The sequence below is a fragment of the Algoriphagus ornithinivorans genome, from assembly GCF_900115305.1.
GTDB classification, from domain to species: Bacteria; Bacteroidota; Bacteroidia; order Cytophagales; family Cyclobacteriaceae; genus Algoriphagus; species Algoriphagus ornithinivorans.
Genome location: NZ_FOVW01000004.1, coordinates 1 through 18,139, shown reverse-complemented (window position 1 = coordinate 18,139; position 18,139 = coordinate 1). Strand labels below are relative to the sequence as shown.

Here is an 18,139-nt window from a genome sequence, read left to right as displayed (position 1 = left end):
GAAAATAAAAGGGGCTGTCCCAAAAATCGCTCAAATGTCAGCATGAGTGGAGTCGAAGGCCATTTTTTTGATATGGCTTATATTTCGACCTTTCTCAATGTGACAAAATCACTTTTGAGACAGCCCCTTACCTTATAAGTAATTACTTATTTTTTTCTTTTGATTTCTCTCATCTCATAACCTTCGATGGTATCATCCACTTCGATATTATTGAAGTTTTTGATGGAAATACCGCATTCATAACCGGCTTTCACCTCAGCTACATCGTCCTTGAATCGCTTCAACTGATCGATTTCACCTTCGTGAATTACAATACCGTCGCGGATCACGCGGATCTTATTTTTTCTAGTGATGTATCCATCCGTTACATAAGAACCTGCAACTGTTCCAACTTTAGAGATTTTGAAGACTTCTCTCACTTGGATATTACCGGTGATCACTTCTTCAAACTCAGGCTCAAGCATACCTTCGATCGCATCCTTGATCTGGTTGATCGCATCGTAGATGATGGAGTAATGACGGATTTCGATTTCCTCCTGTTCTGCTAATTTTTTAGCATTGGAAGAAGGTCTTACTTGGAAACCGATAATAATCGCATCTGAAGCAGAAGCCAATAAGACATCGGATTCGGAAATTTGTCCTACACCTTTATGTATGATGGAAACTTTAACCTCCTCTTTGGATAGTTTCAGCAAGGAATCCGAAAGTGCTTCTACGGAACCATCCACGTCACCTTTGATGATGATATTCAATTCTTTGAAAGAACCGATTGCCAAACGACGTCCAATTTCATCCAAAGTAATGTGCTTTTTGGTTCGTAAGCTTTGCTCTCTTTGTATCTGTTCTCTTGAGTTGGCAATTTCACGGGCTTCTCTCTCAGAATCGTATACTTTCACCGTATCCCCAGCTTGAGGAGCGCCACTTAGACCCAACACCTGTACAGGAGTTGATGGTCCAGCTTCTTTCATCTTCTTACCCTTGTGGTCAAACATGGCCTTCACACGACCATAATGTTGACCAGCAAGCATTACGTCTCCAACTTTAAGAGTACCAGCCTGAATCATCATGGTAGCTACATAACCTCGACCTTTATCCAAGGATGCTTCGATTACTGTACCAACAGCATTTTTATCAGGGTTGGCTTTCAGTTCAAGAATTTCAGCCTCTAATAGAACTTTCTCAAGGAGTTCGTCTACACCTTGACCGGTTTTGGCAGAGATGTCTTGGGATTGGTATTTACCACCCCATTCTTCTACCAATAGATTCATATTGGCAAGTTCTTCCTTGATTTTATTTGGATTTGCATTAGGCTTATCCACTTTGTTGATTGCAAAAATCATCGGAACACCAGCCACCTGTGCGTGGTTGATAGCTTCTTTGGTCTGAGGCATGATGCTGTCATCAGCTGCAATTACAATAATGGCAACGTCTGTGATTTTAGCACCTCTAGCTCTCATCGCAGTAAATGCTTCGTGACCTGGAGTATCCAAGAAGGCAATTTTATGCCCTGTTTTGGTCATTACATCGTATGCACCAATGTGCTGTGTAATTCCTCCCGCCTCATCGGCAGTTACTTTTGACATTCGGATATAATCCAACAAGGATGTTTTACCGTGGTCAACGTGACCCATGATAGTGACGATCGGAGCTCTTTCCTCCAAATCCTCTTCAGAATCTTCCTCCTCTACTTCGATTTCATCTTCAATAGACTTGGTAAACTCTACATCGTACCCGAACTCATCGGCAATAATAGTAATCGCCTCAGCATCCAATCGCTGGTTAATAGAAACGAACATCCCCAAAGACATACAGGCGGAAATAATCTGGTTCACAGATAAATCCATCAATGCAGCCAGGTCATTAGCTGAAATAAATTCAGTAACCTTTAGGATTTTGGTTTCTTCGTTATCTACATCAACCTCACGTTCACGCTCGGCTTTTTTATCTCTTCGGCTCTTCTTACCTCCGGATTTATTTCCCTGAAGTCTAGCAAGAGTCTGTTTGATTTGATCTTGGATTTCCTTTTGGGTAGGTTCAGCTTTTTGGGTTCTACCTTGCTGTCCTCCTTTTTGTCCTCCCTTTTGACCTTGGTTTCTATTTCCTTGGTTATTCCCCTGATTTCTATTTCCGCCACTCTTATCTATGCGTTTTCTTGGACGCTTCTTATCTCTGGCTCTTTCATCAGAAGAGGCTACAGGACCTCCTTTTTTCTTAGATTTCTCGACCGGCAATTCAATTTTGCCTAAAACAGTCAATCCTTTCAAGGAGTCTGCCTTTGCAGAAATTACCTCGCTAGGAGCTGGTTTTTGCACCTCTTTTTGCTCTTTTCTCTCAACTTTAGGCTGAGGAGGAGTTTCTTTCGGCTTTTGTTGATGTTGCGGTTTTTGAGCTGGTTTTGCTTCTGTCTTCGGCGCTTGAGGCTCTTTTCTGACCTCAGGTTTTGGTGATGCTTTTACTTCAGGAGCCTTCGCAGGTGCCGCAGGTTTAGGAGCCGGATTCGGCTTCTTATTCAAATCAATTTTTCCTAGAACTTTGATACCCTCGAGCTTTGGAGCTTCAGGAGCAACTTTTTCAGGTTCTGGACTTGGAGCCGGAGCAGGTTTTGGCTCTTCTTTCTTCGCCTCAGGTGCAGGCGCAGGTTTTGGCGCAGGTTCCGGAGTTGGTTCCGGAGCTGGCTCTGGCTTGGTTTCAGTCTCAAGGGAGACTGTTTCATGCCTCTTCCCTATCGAGAGGTGGGAAGCCTCTTCCTTTTCAAGTGCTGAGGACTTGAATTCCTTGGTCAACATATCTACCTGCTCCATGTTGATTTTAGAATTCGGATTGTCCTGCACATCAAAGCCTTTTTTGGCCAGTGTCTCGACGATGGTTGCCGTACCCACGTTGAGTTTTCTGGCTATTTGGCCTAATCGCATCATTTTTTCTTCTGACATAAGCAAAAACCTCTTTCGAAATCTTATTTAAAATTGGGTAATTATTTGGGCATTTAACCCATTACTGTTCAAATTCTTGTCGGAGAATTCTGAATATTTCGTCGATTGTTCCTTCCTCCAGTTCAGTTCTTCTCAACAAATCTTCTTTGTTCAGTGCCAAAACACTCTTGGCTGTATCCAAACCGGTTTTCTTCAACTCATCGATGATCCAAGCTTCGATTTCATCATCGAATTCTGCTAGGTCTACATCTTCCTCCTCATTTTCGTTCAATTCACGGAACACATCAATTTCGTAACCAACCAAACGGCTGGCCAACTTGATGTTATATCCTCCTTTACCAATTGCCAAAGACACTTGGTCTGGCTTCAAGAAAACAGAAATTCTCTTAGTCTCTTCATTGACAGTCAATGATGAAACTTTGGCTGGACTCAATGCTCTAGATACATACAAGTCCAAGTTGTCTGTGAAATTGATTACATCGATATTTTCGTTCTGAAGCTCACGCACTACTGCATGGATTCTGGAACCTTTCATACCAACACATGCTCCAACTGGGTCAATTCTATCATCGTAGGATTCAACCGCAACTTTCGCTCTTTCTCCTGGTTCTCTCACGATTTTTACTATGGTGATCAAGCCATCATAGACTTCAGGAACTTCGTTCTCGAAAAGTCTTTCCAAGAAAACCGGAGATGTTCTTGAAAGGATAATTTTTGGATTTCCGTTCATCATATCCACTTTGTGGACAATTGCCTTCACGGTATCTCCTTTTCTAAATCTATCCTTAGGGATTTGTTCTCCTTTAGGTAATATCAATTCATTTCCTTCACCGTCCATCAAGAGGACTTCTCGACCTAGGATTTGGTATACTTCAGCAGAAACGATTTCTCCAACCTGCTCTTCGTATTTATTGAAAAGGATATCTTTCTCCAAATCTTTGATTCTTTGGATCAGAGTCTGACGAGCCATCTGGACTGCTCTTCTTCCAAACTCTTCCAATTCAATTTTTTCATATACCTCTTCACCGATCTCAAAATCAGGTTCGATCTTACGGGCATCTGTTAAGCTGATTTTATCAAAATCCCAGATATCCTCAGAGTTATCGTCAACTATTTCCCGAATACGGAAAATCTCCAAGTCTCCCTTGTCCGCATTGATTGTCACATCGAAGTTCTCATCAGTTTCGAACTTCTTGCGAATCATGGCTCTGAAAACATCTTCCAGAATACGGATCATGGTTGGTCGATCCACATTTTTAGATCTCGCAAATTCAGCGAAGGATTCTATTAAGACTTTGGCATCCATTTTATTTATTTAAAAGATACTTGTACAACTGATTTTTTTATGTCTTCATAGGAGAGGATAACTTCCTCTTCCTGGGCTTTTTTTCCTTTTTCTTTTTTGCTCACCAACATGGTGATGGTGGCATCGTCAGCTTCTTTGAGTTTCCCTTTTACTTCCTGTCCTGACACCAATAAAACTTTCAGTGTTCTACCGACATTTTTTATATATTGCCTCTTTCCGGTCAAGGGGAAATCCACTCCAGGTGAAGAAACTTCTATTCTATATGCATCCTCTATCAAATTCTGCGATTCAATTTCATCAGAAACCGCCCGGCTCACCTTGGCACAAGTCTCAATAGTTACCCCCTGATCTGCATCAATGAGTATATTGAGGGTACTTTGATTCCCCTTCTGCCCCAAATTTAAGTCCACAAGAAAGTGGCTTTCATCTGGAAGATGCTTCTCAACGATTTGTGCTAATGTTCCTTTTAAATCCGACATAGTATGCATAATGAAAGAGGGGACATGGTGTCCCCTCCAGAAACTTTCGAATACGGCACAAAGGTAAAATAATTTTATTCGAAAAACAATTAGCACTAAAAATCAAGCGAATGAATTAAATGTAATGGAGTCTTTTCCAAAAAGGATTGATTGCTAAAAGATTAATTAACTTGCCTTAAAGAGATTTCTTTAAATTTAAATTCAAAAAATATCGGGAATCACTGCATTTTATGGGATGAACATAATAATTTTGCCGACCCTCGTTTAATATGCATCGATTCATGTTATATTAAACCATAAACCTCAATTTCAAAAAGCCAATCATACAAAATGGGATTATTTGATTTTTTCTCAAGCGATATAGCCATTGATCTTGGTACTGCAAATACCCTGATCATACACAAGGACAAAATCGTGGTCGACGAACCGTCTATCATCGCAATCGACAAGACCAACAACCGGGTACTCGCTGTTGGTCGCGAAGCCATGAACATGCATGAGAAAACCCATGAAAATATTAAGACAATCCGTCCTTTAAAAGACGGAGTAATTGCTGATTTCTACGCTGCAGAGCAGATGATCCGAGGATTGATCAAAATGATTCCCGGCCAGAAAAAGGGAATGTTTCCGCAGTCTCACCGCATGGTGATCTGTATTCCTTCCGGAATTACTGAAGTTGAAAAAAGGGCCGTTCGTGACTCAGCCGAGCATGCTGGTGCGAAGGAAGTCTATATGATTTTTGAGCCGATTGCAGCTGCAATTGGTATTGGTATTGATATCGAAAAGCCTATGGGCTCCATGATTGTAGATATCGGAGGTGGAACTACAGAAATCGCTTTGATTGCTTTATCGGGAATTGTAGCTGATCAATCTATTCGGGTGGCGGGTGATACTTTCACCAAGGACATCCTGGATTATATGAGACGCCAGCACAATTTATTGATCGGTGAGAGATCTGCTGAGAAGGTTAAAATTGCCATCGGATCTGCATTGACCGAGTTGGACGATGCCCCAGAAGATTACGAAATCAGAGGTAGAGACTTGATGACCGGAATTCCGAAAGTAATAAAGGTATCCTACTCAGAGATTGCTTTTGCTTTGGACAAATCTGTTTCAAAAATCGAAGAGGCCGTTCTCAAAGCTTTGGAAATTGCACCACCGGAACTATCCGCTGATATTTATGATAACGGTATTCACCTGACAGGTGGTGGAGCACTTTTAAAAGGTTTGGATAAGCGATTACATCAGAAAACCAAACTTCCAATTCACATTGCAGAAGATCCACTCAGAGCTGTCGTAAGAGGAACGGGCACTGCATTGAAAAATGTACAGAATTTCAGAACCGTATTGATGACCTAAACCCTGAATGCTACGCATCCTTCAATTCCTTTATAGTCTCAGGTCTTTTCTTCTTTTTGTTTTGCTGGAAGTAGTGGCAGTCTGGATGATTGTCTCTAATAATTCCCCCCAGGGTGCAGCTTTCTTTAATTCTTCAACAGCTCTGACAGGTTCAGTCTTAAAAACCCAGTCCGATGTTGTAGATTTTTTCACTTTGGCTGAAGCAAATAAGGAACTGACAGAACAGAATGCTGCCTTGCTGGAAAAGCTGACTCGGATTAATCCTCCTGTGGACAGCGTTACCTTTGAACTTGACTCTGCCTTTGAAGCAAGCTTTAAGTTTAAAAGTGCCAGAGTAATCAGTCAAACCCTCCGTTTTGCCCAAAATCACATCACCATTAATAAAGGTGAAAAGGATGGCATCAAGCCCGGAATGGGAATCTTCAATCAGGATGGTGTCGTAGGAAGAGTCAAAACTGTTTCTAAAAACTATTCCGTGGGGATTTCCTTATTGAATACCGGCTTATTGATATCCTCCAAAATCAAATCTAATGACGTTTTTGGTTCGGTGAATTGGGACGGCAAAAATCCGGACGAGGCAAAATTGCTCTATGTACCTAGACATGTTAAGGCAAGTGTAGGAGATACAATTATTACTTCTGGTTTCAATTCTATCTTTCCTAGCGGAATACAAATTGGAACCATCAAAGAGATTAACCCTGGAAAAGAGCAAAACTATCTGGATATCTTGATTGCACTGAGTGCTGACTTTAGCAGAATCAATTATGTGTATCTGGTAGAAAATACTCAGATTGGGGAATTAGACTCCTTATATCAACAAGCAGAGATCCGCAATGAATATTAGAACCTTCATTTCCTTTTTCCTGATGGGACTGATATTAGTCGCCGTGCAGATTTTCCTGCTTAAAAACCTGGCACTGTTTGGAGTAGCTCTATGCTTTCTGTACCTGTTGATTATCCTTTCCCTTCCGGTTTCCATCGGCCATATTCCTTTAATTCTGTTAAGTTTTGGAATTGGTTTGTTTATTGACATGTTCTATGATACAATGGGTATACATGCAGCTTCAGCTACATTCATAGGATTTATCAGGCCGTATTGGCTGAAAGTAATTAGTCCCACGGGTGGCTATGATGACAGTAATGAACCAACCTTGAAGGAAATGGGTATGGGTTGGTATTTTACCTATGCTATACCTATGATTTTTTTCTTTTCCTTGATCTTTTTCTCAATCGATCAATGGGGAACAGGAGGGTTTTTTGGAGTATTGAACAAAAGCTTCTTTTCCTCGACTTTAACTTTCCTTTTAGCTATACTTGTACAGTTGCTTTTCTTTAAAAAAAGGAGGGGTATTTAATGAATGATCAGAGACCTGTAGTTATTCTTATCTTCATTTTCCTGATTGGTGCAGTTTTATTGACAAAACTGTTCATGATACAGGTGGTGGATGACAGCTTTATGAAAAAGGCTGAACGGAATGCTATTCAGCGTGTCGTAGATCATCCCTATAGAGGTTTGATTTACGATAGAAATGGGAAATTATTGGTTTACAATAACCCCATTTTCGACTTGATGGTCGTTCCCAAAGAATTTCACGTTAAAGATACAACCCGATTTTTAGAGCTCTTTGGAATTACAAAGGAGCATTTAATCGAATCGTACAATGCAGCTAGGAAATATTCATGGGTGAAACCCTCTCCCATGATTAAGCAAATTTCCACTACAGATTTTGCCAAGATTCAGGACTTTTTGATCGATTATCCAGGATTGTTCATCATGACTCGATCGGTCAGGTCTTATCCAGAACCTATCGCTGCACATGCTTTGGGATATATTGGAGAAATCAGTGCCGGGCAACTCGAGCGTGATACCTTAAAATATTACTCTCAAGGAGATTATGTAGGCTTAAGTGGAATTGAACGCTATTATGAAAAAGAGCTCCGTGGCGTCAAAGGGGTGAAATACAAAATGGTCAATGTACGGGGGATCGATAAAGGACCATTCAAAGACGGTGAATACGATACCGCTTCAGTAGCAGGAATCAATCTGACTTCCACCATTGATCGGGAGCTTCAAATGTATGGAGAAATGCTCATGCAGGGCAAAACAGGCTCTGTGGTTGCGATTGAACCAAAGACTGGAGAAATTCTGGCAATGATCTCTGCTCCATTTTATGATCCTAATCAATTGACCGGATCAGATTTTGGAAAAACTTATACAAGACTCAATCGATTAGAGACAAAACCATTATTCAATCGCCCTATTATGGCGATGTATCCTCCGGGCTCAATTTTCAAAATCGTACAAAGTTTAATTGGATTGCAGGATGGAATCCTAGTTCCTGAAACAACCTTTGCTTGCAATAGATCTCTCGTTGCTTGTCACAATCACCCATCGCCTGTGAATTTATTCGGAGCGATTCGAAACTCCTGTAATCCTTATTATCATCAGGCATTCCGAAAAATCATCAATAGAGAGGTTTCCAGTAATACTTTCAAAGACACAGAAATTGGCCTAAATGACTGGAGGGACAAGGTGCTGAAATTCGGCCTTGGGTCTGCTTTGGGGGTTGATATTGTAGGTGAAAAAGGTGGAGATATTCCGTCCAGTAAATTATACAATCGCATTTATGGAGAAGGTCGTTGGAAATATTCCACCATTTATTCTTTATCCATCGGACAAGGAGAAATGCTGGTCACTCCTCTTCAAATGGCCAATTTAGCAGCAATTTTTGCCAATAAGGGTTATTATTACACACCTCACTTGATCAAAGCAGTAGACGGAGATCCGTCTAAGATTCCTGCCCAATATAGATACAAAAATGAAGTGGGAGTCGATGCCAGACATTTTGATCTGATTCAAAACGCAATGGCAGAGGCGCTTTATGGAACAGCCAATAGAGCTGTGATCAAAGACTTGGTGATTGCCGGAAAAACTGGTACTGCTCAAAATCCACATGGTGAAGATCACTCAGTATTTGTAGCTTTCGCCCCCAAAGACGATCCTAAAATTGCCATTGCAGTATATGTGGAAAATGCTGGCTGGGGAGGTAGAGCGGCCGCGAGTACTGCTTCCTTGATGATAGAAAAATATATTAAAGGAGAAATTACCAGACCTGCTCTTCAGGAATATGTGCTGGCAGGAAATTTTATATATTAAATGAGAGAGTCTGATATCCATATCAACCGGGTCGATTGGGTGACCGTATTACTATACTTTGCTTTAGTAATGATCGGTTGGTTCAATATCTATGCTGCTGTATATGATGGCCAGGCTGAGAAAAGCATTTTCGATTTTTCGATTAATTCCGGAATGCAGTTGGTATGGATTTTCACTGCAATCGCCCTGATTACAGTAATTATGGTCGCAGACCATAGGTTATTTGAAAATCTATCCATCATCATTTACCTCATATTCATAGGGATTCTGATAGTCACTCCATTTTTTGGGAAAGAAGTGAATGGCCAAACTCTGTCCATAGGGTTTGGATCATTTAGAATTCAACCCGGGGAATTTGCAAAATTTGCTACTGCACTTGCTCTGGCAAAAATCATGGAGCGACCCACTTTTGATCTCTCTAAGACTAAAAATCAGCTAGTAGCATTCGGAGTGCTTATGCTACCTGTACTTTTAATCCTTTTACAACCGGATACAGGTACTGCGATGGTTTACTTTTCCTTTCTAATCATGTTTTACAGAGAGGGACTTCCACAGCGATACTATATTTTAGGTCTAGGATTTATTGCTTTGAGTCTACTTTCTCTGGGAATAAAAGAGAACATTTATATCGTATTCGGAATTACCGCCCTCGTAATCTTTTTGATTTTATTGGGCAAAAAATCCTGGCAGAGAATTGTCGCTTTTTCCTTAATTGGCCTTGGAGCAATTGCATATAGCTACAGTATAGACTTCGTTGTGTCTAAGCTTCCGGAGCACCAGCAAAACCGAATAATGGTTTTATTCAACCCAGATTTGGATCCTTTGGGTGTAGGTTGGAATGTAACTCAGTCCAAAATTGCTATTGGATCCGGTGGACTATGGGGTAAAGGGTATTTGCAGGGTACGCAGACCAAATTTGACTTCGTTCCTGAACAACATACTGACTTTATCTTCTGTACTCTGGGAGAAGAGTTTGGATGGATTGGAAGCTTAGTGGTGATTTTACTCTTTCTTGCCATACTTTACCGCTTGGTAGTCATGGCAGAGCGCCAAAAAACAAGATTCTCAAGAATCTACGGATACTCTGTGATTTCTATCCTGCTATTCCATTTTATGATCAATATAGCTATGACCATCGGGCTTTTCCCGGTAGTAGGAATCCCATTGCCTTTCTTTAGCTATGGTGGTTCTTCCCTTTGGTCTTTTACTGTATTGCTGTTTATTTTTATCAAGCTTGATTCTTCCAGAGCTCAGCAGCTTGGAAGAATCAATTGATCAATTTTTAATCCAGAAACCTTCTGTAAACTAGCTGGAGAAACTCCTGAACTTCTTCGCTGGAGCCTTCCCAACCCAATTCACTGACATAACGCTGATTGATCAATTCAATCGCCTGATCGAAGGAATTGCAGTTGTCGATAGATTTCAAAGCATGGCTCAAGAGGTCAGCATTTCCATCAAACAATTCCTTGGTAAACATAAAGCGCTGATTGATTGCCAATCCTTCAGACAATTCACCAATCACTCCTTTCATCCCTCTGTAAGTTTCGGCTGAGAATCTATGCTTCAATTCTGATGCACTGATGGAAGAGGAAGCACTTGACGGTTTTGGTCTTTCCATGGTGACAACCGCTTTAGGTTCTTCTTTGATCTCAGTTTTGACTGGAGTCTCTGGAGACGGAGTGGTATCTTTCTCTACTTCATCAAAAAATGAACTCTCTTCTTTATTTGACACCTCTTGCTCGGGTTCTTTTTCCAAACTAGCTGGTGTGTCATTTTGTATCAGATAGGCGTCGAGGTCAAAAGCCTTAACATCACCCAGAGTCGCAATCAATAAATTAACTGATTCCAAATTTTCAGAAATCACCTGATAATTTGCAGCAATTGCTCTTTTGTAAGCAGACTCGTCATGTCCGAATCCAGCCTTATCAATCAAAAAAGATATTACCTGAGCATTCCACTTGTAATACTTCTTGTTCTCTTTTAAGTATTCATTGATTTTGCCAGAAGGGGCTTTGTCTATTTCTTTTTGATAAAATGAAACAGGATCTGTTGCAACCTGAACTGACTGCATTAAAGCATGCTTCACCAGTGGCTGAAGATGACCTTTTTCCACTTTGATTCTTCTGGAAAGCACATTCATGAATTGAGTCAAAGCTTCATGAACGCTGATATCTCTGTAATCAAAATAGGGATTACTCTTGAGCTTATTTAATTCTTCCTGCCAAAGCTCAAATAGCCTTTTGATCACGAAAAAGTTAACCTGAATGGAGCTGGTTAACTGGATGATATCCTGACCTGTGATAAACTGTTTTCCCGAATAATAGCGCTCACAAACTATTGTGGCGTACTCTTCGGCATATTTTTCTAAATAATTGCTGTTAATTTGAACTGTCATTGAGGATAGCGTTTACAAAAGTCAACGAAGAAATGCCCAGAATAGTCATAGAAAACCTATTTAATCGTAAAATTAATTCCGAGGCAAGTGATCGTAAAGTTATTGAATTAATTCATGAAAATAATATTGACTGGATGCATGCCTGTGGGAAAAAAGGAAGATGTACCAGTTGTAAAATGATAGTCTTGTCCGGAATGGAAAATCTTAATGATCCCAACGAGCGAGAACTTTTTTATCGGAAACAAAACCGATTAAGAGCCAACGAACGATTATCTTGCCAGTCCATTTTAGAAAAAGGTGAGCTGCGAATAAAAGTAGCTGAAATCAATAAGTTTCCTCACGTAGAATATAGCGAGTAGGCATGTTCATAGAACCTTCCATAGGCAGAAAAAACAACCCTGAGAAAAAAGGTCAGATTGAAGTAATTTGTGGGTCCATGTTTTCAGGAAAAACTGAAGAGTTGATCCGACGATTAAACAGAGCAAAAATAGCAAGACAAAAAGTTGAGATTTTTAAGCCTAGTATTGATAAACGATATCATGAGGAGGATGTGGTTTCTCATAATGAGAATAGCATACGTTCCACTCCGGTAAATTTCGCCGAAGACATATTATTACTCAGTGGCAATTGTGATGTGGTAGGGATAGATGAGGTTCAATTTTTTGATGATCAGATTGTCAGTGTTGCACAAAAATTAGCCAATCAGGGAAAAAGAGTGATTCTAGCAGGATTGGATATGGATTTTGAAGGCTTGCCCTTTGAGCCTATGCCCAAATTGATGGCAGTTGCAGAATTTGTCACAAAGGTTCATGCCATCTGCATGAAATGTGGCGACTTGGCAGCTTTTTCCTTGCGTCTTTCAGATGCCAGGCAAAAGGTAATGTTAGGCGAAAAAGACAGTTACGAGGCGAGATGCAGAAAGTGCTTTTTTGAGGACAAAAAATAAAAAGCAAAATGCTGAAGAAGACAGAGGGAGTTGTATTGAGTGCCATTCGCTACAAGGAAAGCAGCATCATTGTCAAAATCTTCAGCCGTGAATTAGGTCTTAAATCCTATATTATTAATGGAGTAAGAACCCAGGGAGCCAAATCAAAAGCAGCCTTATATCAACCCATGACCCTTTTGGATTTGGTTGTATATGAAAAAGAAGGAGCTGGGTTGCAGAGAATTTCGGAAGCAAAAATAGATTATGCCTATCAGCTAATCCCTTTTGACTTCGTACGGTCCGGCATTTTGATGTTTATGGCGGAGGTTTGTTCCAAGACTCTCTATGAAAACTATCAAAACGAGTGGCTCTTCGACTTTTTAAAAAGTAGCCTGAAGCAGTTGGACCAAAAAAATATTGATATCAAGCACTTCCCTTTGGTTTTTTTAATTCAAGAAGCCAACTATCTGGGTTTCGGTCCGGAAATAGCCTCAGATTATTTGGAAGAAAGCAGAACCCTTCCCTTCAGTCCAGAAGAGTTACCCTTAGTCCATGAATATTTGGAAAAGTTGATTGAGGAAGGTTTTCTATGCGATTTTAAGGCAGGAATTCAAATCAGGAGAAAATTATTGGACTATTTACTCAATTTTTTCAGTGAGCAACTCGATAATTCAAGTCCCTGGAAATCAATGGCTATTCTCCGGCAACTGATGGCTTGATCAAAAAGTCCTTATTTATTTCTGCTTGTATTGCCAAAAATTTGCGTATTAAAATTGGAAGGCTTAATATTGTGCTATCACCGTGAATGAGCAAGTCAGCCCACTTTGACTTGAGTTTTTCCTGCAGACCTTTTTTGCTCAGAAAATCATCCACGATTCCATATTCGCATTTTACCACAAATTATTTATTTCATACTCTCTTTATGTACAACATAGAAGAACTCAGAATCAGGCTTTTATCTGAACTGAAGGAGATCGCTGAAGAGTTAGGTGTTAAAAACCACAAATCACTCAAAAAAGACGAATTAGTCTACGCCATTTTGGATCAACAAGCAATCACCCCAGAGCAAGCCCTCCCTAAGAAAAAGCCCTCCCTCGCAGAAGCTCAAGAGCCTGCAGCTTCCCAACCAGAAGAAAAGAAGTCTGGAAAACCTGAAAGTAAAGAAGAACCTGAATTCAAGCCTAAGTTTAGAAGACAGAACGTAACTGAAATTCAGGCGGAAGAAGAATCAAAAAAGGTTGAAAAAGCTGAAAAGCCAAAACACAACCCAGAGCCTAGACCTAAAAAGGAAGCAGAGCCTGTAAAAGCTGAAAAGAAAGAATCTCAGGACAAGCCTGCTGAGGAAAAAGAAAACAAGACTTTCCGTCCAAGAAGAAAGGTTTTTGAAGAAGTAAATGTCTCCGAAGACACAGATACTGAAGAAAAGCCAAAAGCACAAGAATCCAAGCAAAGGGATCCCAAACCGGAGGCTGAAGTTGAACTTCCTAAAAGAAAAAACTTCAAATCTCAGGATGAGGTAATGGCTCCGGCAGCTGAAACTGTTTCTAGCAATAGAAAAAAACCTTTTGTAAGCCCTAGAGAATTTGATGGAGTAATCGAAAACGAGGGGGTTCTGGAAATGATGCAAGAAGGATATGGTTTCCTTCGCTCTTTAGATTATAATTACTTGGCGTCTCCAGATGATATCTATGTATCTCCAAGTCAAATCAAACTTTTTGGCCTTAAGACAGGAGATCATATCAAAGGATCCATCAGACCTCCCAAAGAAGGTGAGAAATATTTTGCTTTACTTAAAATAGGAACTGTTAACGGGAAAACCACGGATGAAATCCGAGACAGAGTTCCATTCGAATATCTTACCCCATTATTCCCAGAAGAAAGATTAAATCTATCCACCAAATCTGACGGGTATTCCACCAGAATTTTGGATTTGTTTGCTCCTATTGGAAAAGGACAAAGAGGGATGATTGTAGCTCAACCTAAAACTGGTAAGACGGTTTTATTACAGCAAATAGCCAACGCTATCACACAAAACCATCCTGAAGTTCACCTGATGATCTTATTGATTGACGAGCGTCCTGAAGAGGTGACTGATATGGCTAGGTCTGTGCGTGCTGAAGTGATTTCCTCCACATTTGATGAGACTGCAGACAGGCACGTGAAAGTATCCAATATCGTTTTGGAAAAAGCCAAGAGAATGGTGGAAGTTGGACACGATGTAGTAATTCTATTGGATTCAATCACCAGATTAGCCAGAGCGCACAATACAGTAGTTCCAAGTTCAGGAAAGATCCTTTCCGGTGGTGTGGATGCCAATGCATTGCACAAACCAAAAAGATTCTTTGGTGCTGCGAGAAATGTTGAGAACGGAGGTTCTTTGACTATCATCGCGACCGCCCTTGTGGAGACAGGTTCTAAGATGGATGAGGTAATATTTGAGGAATTCAAAGGTACCGGTAATATGGAGTTGGCCTTGGATCGTAAGCTTGCTAATCGAAGAATTTATCCGGCTATTGATGTACTTAGCTCAGGCACGAGACGAGAGGACTTATTGATGGATAGAGAAGAAATGCAAAGAGTTTGGATTTTGAGAAAACTGATGAGCGATATGACCTCTCAGGAGTCTATGGAATTCCTGCTTCAGCGTATGAAAGGTACCCGTGACAATGCTGAGTTTTTGATCAGTATGAATGGCTAATCATTCCAAATAAAAGATCAAAATTCCAAAATCTGGAAAAATTTTAAACCATCCCTTATTGATTGAGGGATGGTTTTTTATTTTTCAACATACAGGATTATTGTGTCTGTACTTATTTTTTTGATGTTGAGTGTCAATTTTTTGCTTTTTATCAAATTGAGAAAACAATTTTGGCAGTTATTTTGTCCTTATCTCTCCACACACCCTAACTCTTGAGACTTTGAAAGGTAATTATTGCGTTATTATTTGGTTAATAATGGCTTTAGCGGGAATTATGCCCTCTAATTCTTTTGGACAATGTACCGTTTGTGGAACCCCCAGGGTTTATAGTGGGGCAGGTACTACTTTAAACACATCAACTAACTCAGGCAGTGGAAGCTTGCATTCATCCAGATGGACTGGTGGTACAGGTAATTTTTTGGCAAATCAAATAGCTGAATTTAATAGAAACCTTGCATTTACTTGGCAAGCCTCTAGTTTTACCTTGAGAGGCCTCGTTGTATCAAATGGTGCTAGGCTGACTTTGGACAGGCCTAACAATGGTGAAAATTCAGCTTTTAATATAGAAAATGGTTGTATCGTAGTTCGTGCAGGATCGCAATTAAATCTTGTATATTTCAATATAATGGAAAACGTTACTATTTGCATTGAGGATGGAGGTAGTATTAATTTCGATTCTAGGTCAACATCAGGCGATAGGGATAAATTCGTATTTGATAATGTAGTGATTACTCTCCAAGGACCAAATGCCACTTTAAATTTCGGTGATGCAGATATTGATATAGTGGGGCCAAATGGGTTAGAAATAATAGGATGGACTGGAAATGATGTTTGTAATGGCACGACTCCACCAGCTTCTAATACATCGGGAAACATCACTTGGTCAAACGGTACTTTAGATATCTGTGATCTTTTAAACTTAAGAGTATTACCAATTGACTTGGCTTATTTCACTGTAGCAAAAAATACAGACTCAAGAATTTCTATGCTCCGCTGGGCAACTTTGAAAGAATGGGAAAACTCTCATTTTGAAATTGAAAGATCATTTAATTCCATACAAGAATGGGCATCTATAGGAAGTGTTTCAGGTCAAGGATACTCGGATGGAGAAGTAGAGTATGAGTTTGTAGACTGGAGTCTCCCAGTTTCTGCAGGAAATATTTACTATAGAATTAAGCAGGTAGATTTTGATGGAACCTTCAGTTATAGCCCCGTAAAGGCTGTACAAATAGATGCAATTCCTGGAAAAGACCCTTGGATTTTGTATCCTAATCCTTCTCTCCTACAGGAAGAGGTTAAAATCGAATGGAGAGAGCCTCAAGATTGGAAGGAGGAACAAGTCATCTTAAGGATCAGTAACTCCAAAGGATTTGGGACCTCATTATTTTTAAGAAATATCTCAGAGGTGCAGGAGGTAGTTAAAAGCTATTTTAACGATCAGCCAGCAGGGCTTTATTTAATTGATTTAAGCTGGGCTGATAAAAATCAGCAGTTTAAGGTATTAAGGAAATAATTTCTTAAGAAAACCGTTCAGAAATCAATAGCCAAAATACTGAATGGGTAAATATGGCTAAATACTAGATTGAAAAATCAAACTAATTAATTATTCATAACAGAGTTTTGTTTGGAGAATTTTCTGATACAATAATTCAAGATTGAATGATTTTTTTAATAAAGATTTTATTCAATCTCTTTTTAGACCCGGAGAAAAAAATTTTTTTTGATTATCCGAAATCATTGCAGTTTCCATACTTTCTTTCCTTGACCGATTGGATAAATCGACTTCGCTAATCAATGGCAACCGGTACCACTTAATTCAATTCCTTTGAGCTAATAATAAGTCGTATTTTCTTTTTTACTGGCAGGAAAGCTTACTTACTTTAAAGTTAACCATAAATCACTAAGTTTTTTACATATTTTATTTTGTTTAAATAAATAAATAATATACTTTTCGACTGTTTTGCCCTATAAAAAAGAATATAATTTGCTCGCCTACCCAAAAATGTATTTTGTAAAATCAAATATGCAGTAGAAATTTTCTGGCGTCTAGAGCCTCTTCATTCTTCTCAAAGATGAAACGTATTAATAACTGATTTTCAACAATTTATTTAAATCAAATTTCCTTTACATTCTTGACATCAACAAAAAAAGTAGTATATTTGAAATGCATTTTTATTGATTTAAAAAACATTTTAATCTAGATATGAGTATGAGGAGAAATCTACTTACATCTTTATTTTTAGCTATACTGATTTTTGTCGGGTTAGAGGCGTATGGGCAAAGTATTTTTTCAAACTCTATAACGGGAGCGAATCCCAATTCTAGTAACCCATATACAACAGGGCAAATTGTTACTTCAGGAATTACAGTTTCAGGGATAGGCAGAGGTTCAGGGATAATTGGTCAAAATGCAAATGATGAATACATGGCCTCTGGTTGGGATTCCAATAATCTGAACCCAAACAAATATTTTGAATGGACAATAACACCAAATTCCTGTAGACTTATCAACCTAACTAGTTTTGTTTATACTTCCAGTAGAAATCATAATTCTATCGATAATTTTCAACTAAGATCTAGTTTAGATGGTTTTGTTGCACCTATTGGATCTCCTACATGGAACGGTACAACAATTAATTTAAGTGATGCCGCTTTTCAAAATATTTCAACACCAATCACTTTTAGACTCTATGCATGGGGGGCGAACAATAGCTCTCGGACCTTTTCTATTCAGGATTTTACTTTTAATGGATCAGTAACACCAAATATTGCTGTCACAAACATGACAGCAACAACTTGTAGTGGAAGCGCATTTTCTTTGACTCCTGCCAATGGAACCAATGGAGTGGTACCGGCTGGAACTACCTACTCCTGGTCGGCACCCGCAGTA

General features: G+C 39.5%; 15 protein-coding genes. 11 read left to right on the top strand and 4 right to left on the bottom strand.

What is annotated here, in order from left to right:
- Window positions 1–146: 146 nt before the first annotated feature.
- The 3 genes from infB to BM073_RS06345 form a co-directional block, all read right to left on the bottom strand.
- Complete coding sequence (gene infB / locus BM073_RS06355; protein WP_091652084.1) at window positions 147–2,930, bottom strand: translation initiation factor IF-2; 2,784 nt, start codon at window positions 2,928–2,930, stop codon at window positions 147–149.
- Between the two features lie 61 nt (window positions 2,931–2,991).
- Window positions 2,992–4,236, bottom strand: coding sequence for a transcription termination factor NusA (gene nusA / locus BM073_RS06350; RefSeq protein WP_091652081.1), 1,245 nt, complete (start codon window positions 4,234–4,236; stop codon window positions 2,992–2,994).
- A gap of 5 nt (window positions 4,237–4,241) precedes the next feature.
- The gene (locus tag BM073_RS06345; RefSeq protein WP_091652079.1) at window positions 4,242–4,715 is read right to left on the bottom strand and encodes a ribosome maturation factor RimP; all 474 of its coding nucleotides are present in this window, start codon (window positions 4,713–4,715) and stop codon (window positions 4,242–4,244) included.
- A gap of 330 nt (window positions 4,716–5,045) precedes the next feature.
- Here BM073_RS06345 and BM073_RS06340 point away from each other — a divergent pair, with 330 nt between their 5' ends.
- Genes BM073_RS06340 through rodA form a run of 5 tightly spaced genes read left to right on the top strand, consistent with a single transcriptional unit; the run spans window position 5,046 to window position 10,506 of the window.
- Window positions 5,046–6,074, top strand: coding sequence for a rod shape-determining protein (locus BM073_RS06340; RefSeq protein ID WP_091652077.1), 1,029 nt, complete (start codon window positions 5,046–5,048; stop codon window positions 6,072–6,074).
- A 7-nt stretch (window positions 6,075–6,081) separates the two neighbouring features.
- Complete coding sequence (gene mreC, locus BM073_RS06335) at window positions 6,082–6,918, top strand: rod shape-determining protein MreC (RefSeq protein ID WP_091652074.1); 837 nt, start codon at window positions 6,082–6,084, stop codon at window positions 6,916–6,918.
- Window positions 6,908–7,429 (top strand): rod shape-determining protein MreD, encoded by a 522-nt coding sequence (locus BM073_RS06330; RefSeq protein WP_091652072.1) that lies wholly within the window; start codon window positions 6,908–6,910, stop codon window positions 7,427–7,429. Before mreC ends, BM073_RS06330 begins: the two co-directional genes overlap by 11 nt.
- The gene (locus tag BM073_RS06325) at window positions 7,429–9,231 is read left to right on the top strand and encodes a peptidoglycan D,D-transpeptidase FtsI family protein (protein ID WP_091652068.1); all 1,803 of its coding nucleotides are present in this window, start codon (window positions 7,429–7,431) and stop codon (window positions 9,229–9,231) included. Before BM073_RS06330 ends, BM073_RS06325 begins: the two co-directional genes overlap by 1 nt.
- Window positions 9,232–10,506 carry a rod shape-determining protein RodA gene (gene rodA / locus BM073_RS06320; RefSeq protein ID WP_091652065.1) on the top strand — a complete coding sequence of 425 codons (1,275 nt, stop codon included), beginning with the start codon at window positions 9,232–9,234 and terminating at the stop codon, window positions 10,504–10,506.
- Between the two features lie 7 nt (window positions 10,507–10,513).
- Here rodA and BM073_RS06315 read toward each other — a convergent pair whose 3' ends face one another.
- On the bottom strand, window positions 10,514–11,626 hold the full coding sequence (locus BM073_RS06315; protein WP_091652062.1) for a DUF8457 domain-containing protein: 1,113 nt from the start codon (window positions 11,624–11,626) through the stop codon (window positions 10,514–10,516).
- Window positions 11,627–11,658: 32 nt separating this feature from the next.
- On the opposite strand from BM073_RS06315, the gene BM073_RS06310 reads away from it, so the two are divergent.
- The 6 genes from BM073_RS06310 to BM073_RS06280 form a co-directional block, all read left to right on the top strand.
- Entirely contained in the window at window positions 11,659–11,985 is a 327-nt protein-coding gene (locus BM073_RS06310) for a 2Fe-2S iron-sulfur cluster-binding protein (protein WP_091653029.1), read from the top strand.
- Window positions 11,986–11,987: 2 nt separating this feature from the next.
- Window positions 11,988–12,572, top strand: a complete 585-nt coding sequence (locus BM073_RS06305) for a thymidine kinase (RefSeq protein WP_091652060.1) — start codon at window positions 11,988–11,990, stop codon at window positions 12,570–12,572.
- Between the two features lie 8 nt (window positions 12,573–12,580).
- Complete coding sequence (gene recO / locus BM073_RS06300; protein ID WP_091652058.1) at window positions 12,581–13,270, top strand: DNA repair protein RecO; 690 nt, start codon at window positions 12,581–12,583, stop codon at window positions 13,268–13,270.
- Between the two features lie 203 nt (window positions 13,271–13,473).
- Complete coding sequence (rho, locus tag BM073_RS06290) at window positions 13,474–15,249, top strand: transcription termination factor Rho (RefSeq protein ID WP_091652054.1); 1,776 nt, start codon at window positions 13,474–13,476, stop codon at window positions 15,247–15,249.
- A gap of 256 nt (window positions 15,250–15,505) precedes the next feature.
- The gene (locus BM073_RS06285; RefSeq protein WP_091652051.1) at window positions 15,506–16,762 is read left to right on the top strand and encodes a fibronectin type III domain-containing protein; all 1,257 of its coding nucleotides are present in this window, start codon (window positions 15,506–15,508) and stop codon (window positions 16,760–16,762) included.
- 696 nt (window positions 16,763–17,458) lie between these two features.
- On the top strand, window positions 17,459–18,139 hold a 681-nt coding region (locus BM073_RS06280; protein WP_139217455.1), incomplete at its 3' end, for a hypothetical protein.

Bases quoted from the DNA above. Each gene is read 5' to 3' on its own strand.
- nusA (WP_091652081.1), bottom strand. From the start codon at position 4,236: ATGGATGCCAAAGTCTTAATAGAATCCTTCGCTGAATTTGCGAGATCT.
- BM073_RS06330 (WP_091652072.1), top strand. From the start codon at position 6,908: ATGAATATTAGAACCTTCATTTCCTTTTTCCTGATGGGACTGATATTA.
- BM073_RS06310 (WP_091653029.1), top strand. From the start codon at position 11,659: ATGCCCAGAATAGTCATAGAAAACCTATTTAATCGTAAAATTAATTCC.
- BM073_RS06305 (WP_091652060.1), top strand. From the start codon at position 11,988: ATGTTCATAGAACCTTCCATAGGCAGAAAAAACAACCCTGAGAAAAAA.
- BM073_RS06325 (WP_091652068.1), top strand. From the start codon at position 7,429: ATGAATGATCAGAGACCTGTAGTTATTCTTATCTTCATTTTCCTGATT.
- rho (WP_091652054.1), top strand. From the start codon at position 13,474: ATGTACAACATAGAAGAACTCAGAATCAGGCTTTTATCTGAACTGAAG.
- BM073_RS06345 (WP_091652079.1), bottom strand. From the start codon at position 4,715: ATGTCGGATTTAAAAGGAACATTAGCACAAATCGTTGAGAAGCATCTT.
- BM073_RS06285 (WP_091652051.1), top strand. From the start codon at position 15,506: ATGGCTTTAGCGGGAATTATGCCCTCTAATTCTTTTGGACAATGTACC.
- recO (WP_091652058.1), top strand. From the start codon at position 12,581: ATGCTGAAGAAGACAGAGGGAGTTGTATTGAGTGCCATTCGCTACAAG.
- rodA (WP_091652065.1), top strand. From the start codon at position 9,232: ATGAGAGAGTCTGATATCCATATCAACCGGGTCGATTGGGTGACCGTA.
- mreC (WP_091652074.1), top strand. From the start codon at position 6,082: ATGCTACGCATCCTTCAATTCCTTTATAGTCTCAGGTCTTTTCTTCTT.
- BM073_RS06315 (WP_091652062.1), bottom strand. From the start codon at position 11,626: ATGACAGTTCAAATTAACAGCAATTATTTAGAAAAATATGCCGAAGAG.
- infB (WP_091652084.1), bottom strand. From the start codon at position 2,930: ATGTCAGAAGAAAAAATGATGCGATTAGGCCAAATAGCCAGAAAACTC.
- BM073_RS06340 (WP_091652077.1), top strand. From the start codon at position 5,046: ATGGGATTATTTGATTTTTTCTCAAGCGATATAGCCATTGATCTTGGT.